The organism is Streptomyces sp. NPDC047043 (assembly GCF_040644055.1).
GTDB lineage: Bacteria > Actinomycetota > Actinomycetes > Streptomycetales > Streptomycetaceae > Streptomyces.
This window is the reverse complement of sequence record NZ_JBEYVO010000047.1, coordinates 1-16138: the sequence shown is the minus strand read 5'-3', so window position 1 is coordinate 16138 and position 16138 is coordinate 1. Positions and strand designations below refer to the sequence as shown.

General features: G+C 67.5%; 9 protein-coding genes and 1 CRISPR repeat array. Of the genes, 8 read left to right on the top strand and 1 reads right to left on the bottom strand.

The window, feature by feature from the left end; translation table 11 throughout:
• Positions 1-10 precede the first annotated feature (10 nt).
• Together ABZ880_RS48370 and ABZ880_RS48365 are read left to right on the top strand one after the other, a co-directional pair.
• The gene (locus ABZ880_RS48370; RefSeq protein WP_361277441.1) at positions 11-877 is read left to right on the top strand and encodes a hypothetical protein; all 867 of its coding nucleotides are present in this window, start codon (positions 11-13) and stop codon (positions 875-877) included.
• The gene (locus ABZ880_RS48365; RefSeq protein WP_361277440.1) at positions 874-5271 is read left to right on the top strand and encodes an AAA family ATPase; all 4398 of its coding nucleotides are present in this window, start codon (positions 874-876) and stop codon (positions 5269-5271) included. The genes ABZ880_RS48370 and ABZ880_RS48365 overlap by 4 nt, the downstream gene beginning before the upstream one ends.
• A gap of 142 nt (positions 5272-5413) precedes the next feature.
• Here the strand turns inward: ABZ880_RS48365 and ABZ880_RS48360 are convergent, their stop codons facing one another.
• A complete protein-coding gene (locus tag ABZ880_RS48360; protein WP_361277439.1) occupies positions 5414-6301 on the bottom strand; it encodes an HD domain-containing protein in 888 nt (295 codons plus the stop codon).
• A gap of 65 nt (positions 6302-6366) precedes the next feature.
• Between ABZ880_RS48360 and ABZ880_RS48355 the strand changes: the two genes are divergently transcribed.
• From ABZ880_RS48355 to ABZ880_RS48330, 6 genes are all read left to right on the top strand, one after another.
• The gene (locus ABZ880_RS48355) at positions 6367-7926 is read left to right on the top strand and encodes a type I-E CRISPR-associated protein Cse1/CasA (RefSeq protein WP_361277438.1); all 1560 of its coding nucleotides are present in this window, start codon (positions 6367-6369) and stop codon (positions 7924-7926) included.
• Positions 7923-8528 (top strand): type I-E CRISPR-associated protein Cse2/CasB, encoded by a 606-nt coding sequence (gene casB, locus ABZ880_RS48350; RefSeq protein WP_361277437.1) that lies wholly within the window; start codon positions 7923-7925, stop codon positions 8526-8528. The genes ABZ880_RS48355 and casB overlap by 4 nt, the downstream gene beginning before the upstream one ends.
• Positions 8525-9865 (top strand): type I-E CRISPR-associated protein Cas7/Cse4/CasC, encoded by a 1341-nt coding sequence (locus tag ABZ880_RS48345; protein WP_361277436.1) that lies wholly within the window; start codon positions 8525-8527, stop codon positions 9863-9865. The genes casB and ABZ880_RS48345 overlap by 4 nt, the downstream gene beginning before the upstream one ends.
• Positions 9862-10713 carry a type I-E CRISPR-associated protein Cas5/CasD gene (cas5e, locus tag ABZ880_RS48340; RefSeq protein WP_361277435.1) on the top strand — a complete coding sequence of 284 codons (852 nt, stop codon included), beginning with the start codon at positions 9862-9864 and terminating at the stop codon, positions 10711-10713. The genes ABZ880_RS48345 and cas5e overlap by 4 nt, the downstream gene beginning before the upstream one ends.
• Before the next feature lie 50 nt (positions 10714-10763).
• Entirely contained in the window at positions 10764-11429 is a 666-nt protein-coding gene (locus tag ABZ880_RS48335) for a type I-E CRISPR-associated protein Cas6/Cse3/CasE (RefSeq protein WP_361277434.1), read from the top strand.
• A gap of 132 nt (positions 11430-11561) precedes the next feature.
• Positions 11562-12919: a CRISPR direct-repeat array (repeat unit 28 nt; unit sequence TGCTCCCCGCACCCGCGGGGATGGTCCC).
• Between the two features lie 1204 nt (positions 12920-14123).
• Entirely contained in the window at positions 14124-15917 is a 1794-nt protein-coding gene (locus tag ABZ880_RS48330; protein WP_361277433.1) for a pentapeptide repeat-containing protein, read from the top strand.
• Positions 15918-16138: the final 221 nt, after the last annotated feature.

Below are 16138 nucleotides of genomic sequence, written 5' to 3'. Positions count from 1 at the left end.
AAACACGAACATGACGCGCATTGTTGGGGTACATGGGATTCGACAGTCCGGGACGTCGAAAAGACAACTGACGGAGGACTGGTCCGGGGCGCTCGATGATGGCCTTGGCGAGCTAGGTATGCCGGTCCTGTCTAGCGACGCGCTGGAGCTGCCGCACTGGACAGGGCTGTTACAGCGCGGAGCAAACGACCTAGGTCCGGAGAAGGACCGCTTCGATGCCTCGGTACCGCTGAGCCAGGGAGAAGTCGACTTTGTAGCCGGCGCGCTGGAAGAAGTTGTCCGCCAGGAAGACCTGGACCGTATCCAGCAGGTGGAGTTGCAGACGCTTGGCCTGCCACAGCTTTGGCCTCCTTACCTGACGCGCCTAGTGATGGCGTACGACCTGCGGTTTCCCCGAGGTGGGGGCAAGCTGCTTGTGAGCGCGATGCGTGAGGTGCGGTTGTACCTCTACGAGCCCGAGCTCGCAGCTCGGGTCCGTTCCTTCGTTGCCGAGGCCTTCGATGCTCGTACCTCCGTCGTCATCGGGCATTCACTGGGAAGCGTGATCGCCTACGACCTGCTTCGCCGGGGCGAGATCGCACCGGACCGAACGGCAGCTGTTCGAACGCTCGTGACGTGCGGATCCCCCTTGAGCATTCCCTCAGTCAGGCGTGGGTTGGACGTCGCCGACGGAGCACCTTTGAAACTGCCCGGCGGTACCGCCTGGGTCAATGTCTTCGACCCCGGGGACTTCATCACCGGAGGCATGGGGCTGAGCACTCTTTCGCCAGGAATCATCGATGCGCAAGTCAACAACGGCAACGGCGACCCGCACAGCGCGCTGCGCTACCTCAGGACCAGCCCGGTTGCGCGGACAATTGCGGACGGCTGCCGGTGAGCCGCAGCACGGTTCCAGAGACAAAAAAACGAACATTGATCGAAATTGCTGTCTCGGATTACGACACAGGCGACGCCTCCAGAGACGCCGTTTTCAAAAATGCTATCGACGCCCAAGTTGCCGCCGTACGGGGCTGGTGGACCCATAAAGACCTCAGCACAGAGCACAGGTTCAACGTTGTTGCGCCCCAGCAACTCCAGGACGTCTACGAACTGCGCGCATTTCTGGATGAGCAGCGACCGGAGAACGCTGCCCACAACGAGGCCCTCGTCATATACATCACAGGCCATGGAGTCAGTAGGCCGTCAGGTGATCATTTTCTACTTCTGCCGAAGTCCCGCACGCACCGTCTTCCAGCAACGGCGTTTCCGACCGCCGACCTGATCACCAGGGTCCTTGATTCCGATGCTGACCATATTCTGGTCATGGTTGATTCCTGCTACTCCGGTGTCCTCCGCGAAGAACTCATGAGGCGCTGCCAAGCACTCAGCGACACGCGACAACAGCTGAACTCTCTTGTTGTTATCTCGTCTGCCAACGAAACAGGGACCCCCCATCCCGAACAGTTCACACGCTTCCTCGGATCCGTTGTCGCTCACTTCGCAACTCAAGAATCGGGGTTTGCACGTTCTCACCTGAGCTTTGAAGAGCTCTTCACGGCGATGACGGCACTGTACGAATCGGGCATCGCACCCGAAGTGCAGTTCCTGTGGCCGAAACCTACGCTGCCGGGCCGCAAGGATCACGCCCAGCCTAGTCCGTGCCTTCCTAACCCAGGCTACGAGCCCCGGCCCGACCTCGACTCATACTGGCTTTCGCGGGCTTCCGGGCGCCCTTCTCATGATGATCTTGGCTGGTATTTCACAGGCCGGACCAGCCACGTACGACGCCTGACCGAGTTCCTCAAGGAAGGAAGCGGCAGTCTCGTCGTCACAGGAGAAGCAGGCTCGGGCAAGTCCGCACTGCTCGCCAGCGTTGTCACACTCAGCACCCCAGCGTTCCGGTCTGACGAGAAGTACCGGTCTGTCATCGAGGCGGTACCACGCGATCTCCTCGTGCCGGAGGGAGTCGTCGACGCTGCCGTGCTCGGCCGGAACATGGACGTCGATGACCTGGCTGCCGCCCTGTACACGGCCCTCGCGGACGAACCGCCCGCCGATGGCAGGGGGGTCACCCCCCTCGATCAGTTGCTGGACTACGTGCTGGCGACTGTTCGCGAAGAGGGCCGGCCTCTGACGATCGTCGTCGACGGCATCGACGAGGCGAGGAATCCACGATCGATCGTCACCAACCTCATCCGCCGGCTGGCCGACCAGTGGACGGACGATGGGCGGCCCGCTGTCCGGATGCTTCTGGGCATCCGCAGTGCGCAGGTGGCCACGCTTGATGGGCTCCGTCCGTCACCGGACCAGGCGTCGGATCTGCTGCACCTGCTGATCCGTTCTACGGACGCCAGCGAACCCTTGCGCACCGATACCGGCACCACGGAGGACATCGAGGCATACGCGAGCACGCTGCTCAGAGCGCTATTTGACGGTTCCGACTCATCACAGTGCCCGGATCCCCGCCTCCTGCATGAGGTTGCTGCGGTAGTAGCTCAGATAGTGGCACCCTCCTTCCTGGATACCCGCCTCGCCGTCGAGGCGCTTCACGCCCGAGGCCAGCTGCCCGATCCGAACGATTTGGAGTGGCGGCGCACCCTGCGCCAGGGGACGCGAGAGCTTCTGCGGCAAGACATTGCCGCGGTAGGGCGCCACACAGGTCTGCCCGCCGAGCATGTCGTACAGGTTCTGCGAGCCACAGCGCTCGCCCAGGGCACCGGCCTTCCGTGGGCCGAAGTGTGGCCGTGCGCGGTGGGGGCACTGACAGAAGGCGACGTCAGCGCTCCCGATACGGTGATCCGAGGTGTACGGGAGAGTCGGCTCAAGGGGTACCTGACGACCGGAGTCGAGGACGACAGGTACGTCTACCGGCCGATTCACGAGCGCATCAGTGAAGTGCTGAGGGAGGACCCACGCGTTCTTCTCGGTGGTGACGCCCCACCCAGTACGTCTGAGGCGTCGGCTGCACGCGTCAGGGCGGCTCATCGGCAACTGGCGGGCGCCTTCAGCGCTCTGCAGGAGACGAAAACCGTGCCGCCGCACCCGTATCTGCGTCGCCACCTAATCCAGCATGCGGCGGCCGGAGGTGTGCTGAACGACCAGATCATCACTGCCAAGTTCCTACCCTGGGAGACGAGCGGGAGTGTGCGGGGCGCACTCGGACTCCTTTCCGAACACGCCGAGGGCGCAACGCGCCTATTCGCATGGTCCGGGATCGAGCCCTTCCTTGCAGACGCATCGCCTCTCGCACGTGCGGAAAGCCTGCACTTCGCGGAGTGGGGGCCGGAGGCTGAGACTGCGTCGAGCCCAGACGGCACGCGCAGCCTAGTTGGCGGGCATCTCGTGCCGAGATGGAAGGACTTCACGGTGGCTGGCAACGTCCTGGCGCGGGAGGACACGGACGTCCGCTCCCTCGTGTCCTTCACCCTGCGGGACGGAACACCGCTGACAGCCACGGGGGGTGCGGACGGCGCCGTGCGAGTGTGGGATCCGTCCACTGTGGCTCCGGTAGGTCCACCGATCCCGGGATATGGGCCGTTCGCGCGGGCATTGAGCGTGATCACCCGTCCAGGCCAAGACCCCCTCCTGGCCGTCGGCTGCGACAGCGGAGTATGGACGTGTGATCCACTGAGCGGCCAGCACACGCCACTACCCCTGACCGCGTCCGTTCACGACATGGTGGCCATAAGCGACCGGGAGGGAGTGGTTCGGCTGGCCATCGGCACCTCCGACGGGCTTGTCCTGTGCGATCCGCGTGCTGGGACTGTTGTGTCCAGCGATGTGGACGCAGGCGCCCCGGCGGGTCAGGGGAACGCGCTGGCCGCCGTGGCCCTCTCTGGAGACCGCGCGCTTCTGGCCGTTGGCGGGGCGGGAACCGTCGAGATTTTGGACGGTGTCTCTCTCTATCCGGTGTGTGCAGTGCCATTTCCGGAGGATCAGATCTCCGCGCTTGCCCTGCTGAAGACGCGAGATGGAAGCCCCCTGCTGGTCACGGCAACGGCATCTTCGAAGACGGTCAGATTCTGGGACGCCCTGACAGGCACTGAACGCCGGCACAGCGCGATCAGGCGGTCTGCGTCCGCGCTGACGCCCTACCCCCAGCCGAGCGGGGACGACCTGCTCGCGCTTGGCACCGGCGACGGCGCCGTACAGCTGTGGGATCCCGATACCGGTGAGGAGGTCTGCCGGTTTCCCACCGAGCACACAAGTGCCGTAACGGGGCTCACCGTTGTGCCTGCCCCTGACGGAGTCTCCGTTTTGGTCTCCGCTTCGCTCGACCGGACCGTCCGTGTCTGGAATCCCGAAGCATCAACTGGCCGCACGGTCTCGTCTGCCCAGTCTGCCGATGGAACACTGCTTGCCGTGCTTCCAGGAAGCCGTGGTTCCGCTGAACTCGTCTCGGTCGGCCCCGACCGGAACCTTGTCGTGAGGTCGGCCACGACTGGCGAGGCCACAGAAGCGCTCCCCCTTCCGCAGACCGGAGTTGACGGCCCGGTGACCGCCCTCGCCACACACACGGCGGCAGACGGTTCCGCCATGGTCTTCGTCGGGCTGCCCGACAAGTCGGTCGGCTGCTGGAACGGCGGCTGGCAGCTGATGAACGCCTGGACCTCGCATGAGGAGCACGCGACCGCATTCGCTGCATTCGCCGACGGCACACGCACTGTGGTGGCCGTAGGAACCAGCCGCGGATCAGTCGCGTACTGCGATCCGACGAACGGCGAGGTACTGGGCTGGCTCCACAACCGTCACGACAGCGGCCCCGTCTGCGCACTGGCGTACCTGCCTCTGCCATCAGGCGCTGTTCTCGCCATCGGCTCGGATCAGGGCGTTTCGCTCTGTCGCCCCTTTCAACCACCGCATGAACAGTGGCCGGGAGATATCGGCCCCGTGGAGTCTTTGGCCGTCTGTCCAGGGGATGACGAGGGCGAGTGGTTCCTGGCAGCTGGAGGAGTCGATGGCCGCGTACACCTGTGGGCGCCTGCTGCACCGGAGCAGCAGCCGTACACGCTGCTGTCCCGCCACGACGGACCTGTATCGGCTCTCGGCATCGTGCAGCCGTCGGGTTCCCGCCCTCTGATCGTCAGCAGCGGCCGCAAGGACACGACCGTGCGGCTGTGCCACGCCCGCACGGGCGAAGAGGTGCTGCGACTGGTCACCGGCACGTCCCTGACATCCCTCGGTGTCCCGCCGCTTTACGGCATGCCGGCGGCCCGACACCCCTTGATCGCTTTTGGTGGTCCGGCCGGGATCGCCGCCGTGACGCTGCGGCTGCCGCAGTCCGAGGAGTAATCCGCAAGGCAGGGCGGACGCTGCTGGTCATTCCGCTACGATCGGCACGCCGCCACGAACGGGGTGACCTGCTCCGCACTGCGGAGATGGCCCTTGTGGCGACTGAAGAGGCACACCCCCCGCAGTGCGGGGATCGCGGCTGTCACCCGGCCACGCGTATCCGGTACACGGCTTCTTGGGCGTGCGCCCGCGCACGGTTCGAGATCGCCTCCCAGGTGTCGTGGGGCGAGGCGAAGCCGCGAAGCGCGTCCCCGCGGGCAAGGTCGCTGCTCTGGGAGACTAGGCGGCCGAAGGCTGTCAGGCGCAGGGGATCCGATGGCCGAATCAGGTGCGGAAGATCCCGTGCGTCGATACCCACGTGGTGAGCGACGCTGTCCACCAACGCGGTCCGGACAGCATCCCAGGCGGGGCCGCCGGTCGCCCGATAGGCCCTGGCGACCGTGTCAGCGTGCAGGACATCGGTGCCGTGACGATTGAGTGCGTAAGCAGCCACGTGGAGACCTCGATGGTTCTTGTCACGGCATCGCTCACCGTCGACGTACCCCGCGCAGTCGCAACCGGTGAGCCGCGGCAGTACCGCCGCCGTGATGTGCTGCGGTTCCGCGTGACGGACCCGGGCGCCCACCGCCGGCAGTGGAAGTGCTGCCCCCGTTGCCTGTTCCCGCCATGCCGTGCGCGCCTGTTCGAGGGCACGGGAGGGCTGCTGCCCCGTGCCGAACGACGCCATGTGCGACGGGCTGGCCTCCCCGATGCGGCGCACGCCGGCCAGGAAGGCGGCGGCCAGGCGGGCATTTTGCTCGTCTACGGCTGCGAAACTGCTCGCGAGATCCGCCCGTTGCCGCGGGCTCAACACCTTCTCCCACAGTTCGAGCATGACGGAGGCAGCCGCGGCCATCTCAGCGACCAGTGGATTCCATGCCCGCCGGGCGGAGAGATCGATCGTTCCCCAACACCATTGATGCGCACTGCTGTTGAGATCTTCTGGTTCGCCCATATTGCCCTCATCCCGCGTGCTACGGTCCTGCCGCATCTCATCAGATAACTGTGGAGACTGAAGGGGGGATGCACGTGCCCTTGTCCGGATTACCTCCGTCTTTGGCGGAGGAGCTCCGTCCCCACTGGGACCCGCGCCGACAAGCATGCGTCCCGGCACTGACAACCGCCGGGCAAAGTACCTCGGTCAGCCTGGTTGACGCTCTGCGGCGCGCGGACGAGTTACTCGGCATCTCGGCAACTACCGCCGGGGAGACCGTCGCACTGCTGGAGTACCTCCTCGCCGTCTGCTACGCCTCCGGGGCCTGCCCCGCAAACGTCGACGAGTGGCTCGACCAGGTGCACGACAGCAGCCCGCTGACCGGTGCCGCCGACTGGCTGGACAGCCGCCCAGACGAGCACTGGAACCTTTTCCACCCCTCGGAACCACTGGGCCAGAACGCTCTGCTAGCCCCTTACCTCGACGAACACGGAGCGGGCCCGGCCCAGCTGGTGATCGAACACGCCGGGGACTACAACCTGTTCTTCGACCACCACCACCTCGAACACCCAGCTCCTCTGCCCGCCGATGCCGCGTTCCGGGCGATGCTCACCCAGCACGTCTACGGACCCGGCGGCCGTGCTCGGATCTCCGGCAAGGACACCCTGGGCCCCACGATCACCAACCTGGCCGCCGGACGGCTCAGCACGCGCCTTCGCGTGTTCGCGCTGGGGCAAACCCTCGGTGACACGCTGCGGCTCAACCTTGTGCCGAGCGACACAGGCCCCGGCCGCTTCAACCGCACCTGGACAGTGGCTCCCCAGCCCCGCCGGGGCTTTCAAGCCAAGCCGTCGGGGCGCCGGGTGGACGGGCCAGCCGACCTGCATACCGTTCTCGGACGCTCGATCCTCATGCGGCCGACCCGCACAGAAGACGGCCAGCCTGCCGTCGACCGTGTCCTGGTGGCAGCCGGTGAGCTCCTGGAACCCCTGGCGGCTCACCACCTGCAGGACGCGGTCTACACGACTGCGGCGGACGGTACGGCGAAGCCGCTGCGGCCTTCCGCATCCCGGGCTCTGTGGCGTGAAGCGCATGCCCTGTACGCCGCTGTAGCGGAGCGGAACCACGGACCCGACCTCTACGACCGCCTCGCCCAGCTCAGCGGCCGCCGGCTCAACCTCTGGGCGGTCGGACTGATCGCGAAACAGACCACGGTCGTCACCTGGGTGTCGGACACATTCCCCTTCGTGCCGGGCCGGGAGCGAGACCTGCGCTACGCGGCCGAGCGGGGCTCTCTGATTGCCGATTACGTCGCCTCAAGCCTCTCCAGGGCGGCGTATGTCGCCTGGACCGTGACCTATCCCAACCCCAAGCCAGCCGACAAGGACGACCAGATCGCCCGGTTCGACGCGCGGCCGGAACACTGGGCCCACGCCGCAGAGCCCTTCCACGTGCTGCTGGACGACACAACGGCAGCCGAGACCGAGGATCAGGTCAACGCGGCACTCGTCCAGTACGCGACCGTACTCGACGAGGCCGCCAGGCGCTTCCTGCGTAACCGGCTCGACTCGCTGCCCGCCAACTCGCGCGGCTATCAGGCACGGGCACAAGCGGTTCGCCGCCTTGCCGGCGACCTCACCGGGCCCAAAGCCCCTGACGAACTGAAAGGGGACCGCAGGTGATCGCCGACGCACCGGGCGGTGGAAACCGCACCACGATCACTGGCGAGACAACCGGCCTGCGTGAGCCCTCGCGCAGCGAACTGCTCACGCAGTGGCTGGTCACTCTGGTCACCAGCCGCAACTACGGAAAACTTGCCGAGCTGCGACGGCCCACCATCAGCCAGAACGCCCACATCGAAGCCGGCTGGTTCGACCCACGACGTCGTGAGGTGTTCGAGCAGGTGGCCTTCCTCTTCGCCGTCTACCACCGGGGGGCCGTCGAGCCGTCGAGAGGCTACGGAAGCCTCGGGGCGGCTGCCCGCCGGATCGGCACCAGTGTCGGACGTGGTCCCGACGACGCAGGCGCCAGCCGACTGATGGACCGCATCGTCGCCAGCCGTCGGCCTCCTCAGCGACACCTTCAGCACGCCATCACCCGGCTGCGCTCGTGCGACCAGCAGCCGCCCTCCTGGTCACGGCTCGCGGACGACCTGGCCCGCTGGACCGACCGTCAGGCCCGCGTCCGTTACCAGTGGGCCGTCGACTTCCATGCACCACCGCCAAGACCCAATGCCAGGGACAACAGGACCACCACCACGACGACCACGAAGGACACACTGTGAGCACCCACGTTGGCCCGGCCGGGCACCAATTCCTCTCCCTCCACCTGTTGGAGACCCTCGCCGCGGTGCTCCCCGTCCGGGACGAGAACGGCGCCCCGAAGTCCATCGTGTACGGCGGCGTGGAGCGACACATGATCACCAGCCAGGCGCGCCGCCGCGCCGAAAGGGTGTACTCGCGCGACCGGGCGAACGCCCAGAAGGGGCCGCTGGCCGGCCACACCATGGGTGTCCGCACCCGGGAGTGGGCGCTGATGACCGCTCGCGCCCTGGAAACTCGGCACGGCTGGCCCAAGGAGCAGGCCCTGCTGACGTCGCGCGCCGTTCTGCAGGCCATCGGACTCAAGTTCGGTGACCCGGCCAAGACCACCGTCGCCAACCGGACCAAAGTGCTGCTCTTCGCCCCGGCGGACGCAGGCGACCGTATCGCCGACCACATCCAAGCCGAACAGGCGGAGATCGCCGCCTGGGCGGAGCAGTACATCGCGCAATCCGAGACGGCGGCAGCCGCAAAGAAGCCGAAGGGACGGCGCCAAAGCGCCCCTCAGGAAGACGCGAGCACGGACCCAACTGACGGTGCCCCCGAGACCGCCGATGCCAAGCTTCCCAAGCTGCCGAAGGCGACCCGCAACGCAGTGCTCACGGCGCTGGCTCCCCGCGACGCGATCGACATCGCGCTCTACGGCCGCTTCCTCGCCGAAATCCCGGACTCACCCAACGTCGACGGAGCCATCCAGAGCAGCCACGCCTTCACCGTCCACGAAGCCGAGCACACGGACGACTTCTACGCCGCCGCCGACGACGCCAAACTCGCCCGCAAGAGCAACGCCCTCGACTTCCTCGACGCCGCCGACGACTCCGGAGCCGGCATGACCGGCTACCAGGCCCTCATCTCCGGCACCTTCTACCGCCACGCCGTCCTCGACCGCCGCAAACTACGGCACAACCTGCGCGCAGCGGGCATGTCCGAACCGGACGCCGAGTCCGCCGCCACCGCTGCCGAAGCCGAATTCGTCAGCTCCTTCGTCAACGCCTTCCCCGAGGCCAAGAAGAACTCGACCGCCTCAACGGGAGTGCTGCCCGCCCTGGTCCTCGCCTTCGACGGAGACCGCCCCTTCAACTACGCCGCCGCCTTCCAAAAGCCCATTGACGAAATCTCCGACGCAGGCCCCGCAGGAGAGCTCGCCGTACGCCGGCTCCTCGCCCACCACGACTTCGTCTGCCGACGACGCGACGACATCACCGCAGGCCGCATCCTGACCTACGACCCCGCCATCCACGCCGTCCTGCAGGAACTGGGGATTAAGGACGTGGAGTCCGTCGAGGAGCTCACCGCGTGAGCGAGCACGTCCTGCTCATCAGGCTCGCCGCCCCGCTGCAGTCCTGGGGAACGGTCTCCCGGTTCTCCCGACGCGACACCCACAACCGGCCGACGAAATCCGGGGTGATCGGCCTGTGCGCCGCAGCCCTCGGGCACGACCGGGCAGAAGACCTCGACGACGATCTCATCACAGCCCGCTTCGGCGTCCGCGCCGACCACCCCGGCAGCCCGGTGCGCGACTACCACGTCGTCGGAGCCGGCAGATACCCCGTCCGCCCCCGTGACATCATCACCGACCACCGCCTGGCGGCCGCGCTGGCCGCAGACCTTGCGAACACCGACGGCACATCGTTCGGCCACCACGAGCTCGCCGACTGGTACGGAGCGCCGAAATACGTCGTCACCGATCCGGATTCAGGCGCTCTGGTCTCCAAGCAGCTCTCCCGAGGCGCACTCGTCACCGAACGCTGGTACCTCGCCGACGCCGCGTTCGTGGCCGCGCTGCAGCACCCCGACCGGGCCTTCCTCGCAAAGATCGCCGCAGCTCTGGAGAGCCCGAAACGCCTGCTGTGGCTGGGCCGCAAATCGTGCCCACCCTCCGGAACACTGGCCGGCCCCCTGCGCAGCGGGACCATCGAAGACGCCTTCCAGTCCACCGCCCTCCTGCCCTCGCAGAGCATCGGGCCACGGCCCTCACCGCGCCCCTGGGCATGGGTTGAAGCGGCACCGGGCGCCCCAGCCGCAACCCCTGTACAAGACCAGCCCGTCACCTTCGACGCAGACCATCGCGCACACACCACGCGATGGGAGACCCGAACCCGCGTCACCATCGCCGAGAACGCCACCGAATGGGACGTCATCCCGTGACCAAACCCCCTGCTGCCGCCCGCTTCGTTGCCACACACAGCGTCCTGACCATGGACGCCCGGCACCCGTACACGGCCAAGTCCCTCGTCGACGCCCAGGACATGCACCGCACCGTCATGAGCGGCTTCCGCGGCTGGGTCGAAGACGGCGCCCCCGACGCCCGCGCACAGATGGGAGTACTGTCCACCTGGTCCGTCGACCTGAAGGCCGGCGCCCTCGTCCTGGTCGTGCAGTCCAAAGTCCCAGGAGACTGGGCAGCCATACCCCGCGGCGCCCTCACCGACAAACCGCACGTCATCACCGTCGACCGCACCCTGCGCGCCGGCGACTCCTTCACCTTCCGCACAGTCGTCAACCCCACACACAACCGCCCAACCGGACCGCCGGCTCCAGACCGCCCCCGCGGCAAACGAACCGCTCACACCCGCCCCGACCACGTCAAAACCTGGTTCGTACGCCGCCTGCAACCTCCCGGCCAACCACGCCAAACACCCGACGGCCTCACCCGCATCGGCGCTACCACCGAAGAACAATCCCTCGCTGTCCGGATGCTCCCCACCATCACCAGCCCCGGCCCCCACAAAGGCCTACGCATAGTCCGCGCGGAAATCCGGGGCACACTCACAGTCACCGACCCCGCCGCCCTCGTCGACACCATGACCCACGGCATCGGACACGCACGGGCATACAGCTGCGGACTACTCCTCACACGGTAAACACCCGTCAGCGGGACCATCCCCCGCACTTGCGAGGGTGGTCCTTGAGACACCGACAACGGCACCCGCACCCGCACCCGCACCCGCACCCGCGGGAATCATCCCGTCCTTGTGTGGACGCGAACATCTGGCCCGCGCCCCGCGCCGCCGGGGATGGCCCCGCGGAGAACGACTTCACCGCTTCATGGGCAGACTGCTCCCCGCACCGCGGGGACGGTCCCTTGACTCATGTACCAGATCGAGAAGGCGTGCTCCCGCGCCCGCGGGGATGGTCCCAACGTCGCCGTGCAGACGATGCAGCGATTCGGGTGCTCCCCGCGCCTGCGGGGATGATCCCTCGTCGGGCGTTTCGTTGCCGGCGTAGCGCCACTGCTCCCCGCACCCGGGGGGATGGTCCCAGCCATGTGCCGTTGCGCAGGTCCTGGCCAACGTGCTCCCCGCACCCGCGGGGATGGTCCCGTGTTCGAACCCGGGGTGAGGTCCGTGTGCAGCTGCTCCCCGCACCCCCGGGGATGGTCCCACGCCTTGCTTCAGGGCGTCGGTGGTCTGCTCCTGCTCCCCGCACCCGCGGGGATGGTCCCGACTGGAATCCCGGGAAGATCAAGACGACGCTCTGCTCCCCGCACCCGCGGAGATGGTCACAGGTCCAGGGTGGCCGGCCAGGCCCACGCACGCTGCTCCCCGCACCCGCGGGGATGGTCCCGTCGAGGGCGAGTGGATCACCCGACACAAGGCCCTGCTCCCCGCACCCGCGGGGATGGTCCCCTCCCGCTCGGCGGCGGCGTGCCGTTCCGTAACTGCTCCCCGCACCCGCGGGGATGGCCCCCGGCAGGCCGCCGGGGCGATGAACGCGTTCGACTGCTCCCCGCACCCGCGGGGATGGCCCCGTCGTCACCGGCGGCCCCTGCTTCGCCCCCCACTGCTCCCCGCACCTGCGGGGATGGTCCCGACAACATCTCGTACTGGTACGGCACTTGACACTGCTCCCCGCACCCGCGGGGATGGTCCCTCGTCGTGACCGGACGCAAGTAGAGGAGAACGGTGCTCCCCGCGCCCGCGGGGATGGTCCCGTGCTCCCGCTCGTGGCTCAGACGAGCGAAGGGTGCTCCCCGCGCCCGCGGGGATGGTCCCCAGTTCCGGGTGATGAACGACTTGTCGAAGTGGTGCTCCCCGCACCCGCGGGGATGGTCCTCAAGCACTGCTTGCCGTCGAGCAGTCCGGTGACTGCTCCCCGCACCCGCGGGGATGGTCCCCGAAGCCGAAGCCCGCCAGGTCGTCACCGACACTGCTCCCCGCACCCGCGGGGATGGTCCCTTGCTGACGGCGACGATCGGGCGGGCGTCCGGCTGCTCCCCGCACCCGCGGGGATGGTCCCGGCTTCCTGGCGGTGTCGGCCGGAGAGATCCGCTGCTCCCGCGGGGATGGTCCCTACAGGAAGGCTGTCCCTGTGAAGAAGCGAATCTGCTCCCCGCACCCGCGGGGATGTCGGCGGCGGCTGAATCTGGACCCACTTTGGAACTCACGTGCCGTCAGAGGGTCAGGATTCGAGCGACGCCGACAGGGGATGGTCCCTACGGCACCGAACGCGTGCGCGGGTCCGGCAACTGCTCCCCGCACCCGCGGGGATGGTCCCGACTGGGTGAGGGTCGCCCGGGCGTCCACGGGCTGCTCCCCGCGCCTGCGGGGATGGTCCCTGCCGGTAGGTGGCGAGCACTTCCGGGTCCGGCTGCTCCCCGCACCCGCGAGGATGGTCCCCTGTACGGCGCCAAGCAGAGTTCGGCCGAGCACTGCTCCCAGCACCCGCGGGGATGGTCCCGGCCCCTCAGCGTGGTTGGTCCCCGTCGCTGACTGCTCCCCGCACTCGCGGAGATGTTCCCTCCTTGCTGACCACGTCCGGGTGCAAACAGCTCTGCTCCCCGCACCCGCGGGGATGGTCCCCACCTCTACACCGCGTTCGGACCGACCAACGTCTGCTCCCCGTCTCGCGGGGATCGTCCCTCCTCCGGGATGTCGGTGTGCTTGTGTTCCATGTGCTCCCCGCACCCGCGGGGATGGTCCCCAGCCGATTTTGTTATAGGCCAGGATCAGGCCGCTGCTCCCCGCACCCGCGGAGATGATCCCGGTACGCACGAGCCAGAACGGCCGAATGCGCACTGCTCCCCGTACACGCGGGGATGGTCCCGATCTGCTCCTGGCGGACGACGCGGTCACGGCCTGCTCCCCGCACCTGCAGGGATGGTCCCGTGCCGTCGCGGCGCTGCAGCTCGGCGGGAATCTGCTCCCCGCAGCCGCGGGGATGGTCCCATCGAGTTTCACATTGGTTGAGGGAGTTCATTCGACGCGTGCGTCGCTCCAGGCGAGGGTTGCCTGGCAGTCCTGGGTGTCGGTGCTGTGGTCTGGTGCCGTGCCGGTGACGGACACGGGCTTGGTGCCCATGGTGGTGCGTCGCCTCGAAAGGGCGCAGGGCCCGGCGGTTCGGCCGCGACCGGGAAACGCTGCGGGGCCAGACCATGGGTGCCTGGTGAGGAAACTGATTGATGGTGCTCGATCGTCTTTCATGAAGTGACGTCCTCAACGCCCGAGCCACTGACGACTCCACCGCACTGGCCCCACTGTGGTCACGGCGCCACCTCGGATGATCCGGTCGGCTGCCGCGGTGTCCACGTACCCGGATGGACCGTATGCCTAGCACATTTGGAGGAGGCTGATCGCGCCGCTTACCTGGCCGCCCTGAGTCCTGGCGCCGACATCGACCACAGTGGCACCCCCTTCACCCGATCCCTGTTGAACCGGTTGCTCGACGCCCTGTGTTCCCCCACAACGCCCGGCCCCCAGTTCGGCCTGGCCATGTTCGTCGGCGCGACCTTCGACGGCGGTGCCCACTTCGGCGGAGCAGTCTTCAACGGCACCGCTGCGTTCGACGAGGCGATCTTCAACGGCGACGTCACTTTCCTGCACGGGGCCTTCGCCCCCGGCGACTCTGGCTCTGGGCCAACCTTCAACGGGGCGATCTTCAACGGCATCGCCATGTTTCACAAGATGATCTTCAATGGTGGCGCCCACTTTGGCTTGACGGCCTTCAACCAGAGCGCCCTGTTCACCGAGACGACCTTCACGAGCATGTCCCAGTTTCTCGGGGCGACCTTCGCCGACGATGCTTCGTTCAGGAGGACGACCTTCCACGACCATGCCTCGTTCTACAGCACCACCTTCAACGGCAACGCCACGTTCGACGGAACGGTGTTTAGGGGAGACGCCGGATTCAAGAAGGCGACCTTCAACAGCGGCGCCGAGTTCGACGGGACGATCTTCAACGCCGACGCCGGGTTCGCCGAGGCCCGCTTCGAAGCGGCCCCGCACCTGGGGCCGCTGGTCTGCGGCGGCACGGTCAATCTTGATCGTGCGGTGTTCGGCGGCCCAGTGACGGTGCAGATGGCGCCCAGAGCACTGTCGTGCCGACGGACGCATTGGCGTTCTACGGCTGCACTGAGGCTGCGTTATGCCGAGGTGGACCTGGCCGGAGCGGTGCTGGAGTATCCAGTCACACTGGCTGCCGAGCCAGAACCTTTCGCCGATCAACACGGCGGGGACTTGCCCGAGTTGGGGTTAGAGGACCGGGATCCGGGCGTGCGGGTGCAGGCTCTCAGCGGGGTGGATGCCGTGCACCTGGCGCTGACGGACGTGGACCTGTCCGACTGTCGCTTCGTCGGCACGGTGCACCTCGACCAGCTCCGCATCGAGGGCCGCACAGTTTTCTCCCGCCCTCCGGTGGGCTGGCACCGCCGTGGGCCGGTGGTCTTGCGCTGGTCCCAGCGGCGCACACTCGCCGAAGAGCACCACTGGCGCGCCGCCGCCGCCAACCGCCCCGCACCGGGCCATCAGCCGTCCGTACGGGAGTGGCGCCCGGGTCCCCAAGGACCAGCACGCCCTGCGGGGCCGGATACCATAGCTGCCATCTACCGGCAGTTACGCAAGGCTTTGGAAGACGGCAAGAACGAACCCGGAGCCGCGGACTTCTACTACGGCGAGTGCGAGATGCGCCGCCACGACCGCACCGACACCACCTGGGCCGAACGCATCCTGCTCACGGTGTACTGGGCCGTCTCCGGCTATGGCCTGCGTGCCTCTCGCGCATTGGCCTGGCTGGCTGCGGCGATGACCGCCACCGTGACAGTAATGGTGTTGTGGGGCATCCCAGTGGAGGCACCCAAACCGACCACTGTCGGCCGCCAGGTCCAGGCCGGGCAGACCCTCACCCTGGTCACCGACGTTCCCGACCCGGTCAACCCCACTGGCCCATTGGATGAGCGCATCACCACTGAGCGGTTCGAGAAGTCGCTGCGAGTGCTGATCAACTCGGTGATCTTCCGATCCTCCGGCCAGGACCTGACGACAGCCGGCACCTACATCGAAATGGCCTCCCGGCTCACCGAACCTGTCCTCCTCGGTCTCGCCGTCCTTGCCACCCGCAGTCGCGTCAAACGGTAGATGTGCTGATCGGCGTCAGTGCGTGACGCTGCCGGGGATCTTGAGTGGGTGTGTCCCTGATCTTGACTGGAGGCCACCGAACCGAACCCAGTTGGGGGGGGGGGGGGGCCAGGGGGTTTTGACGCCCCCCCCGGGCGGGGGTGGTGGGTGGGGGGGGGGCCGGGCCCCTCGGTGGTGGGTGGGAGGCCAGCCGGGGGGTGGTGGGTTGGGGGGGGGCCGGG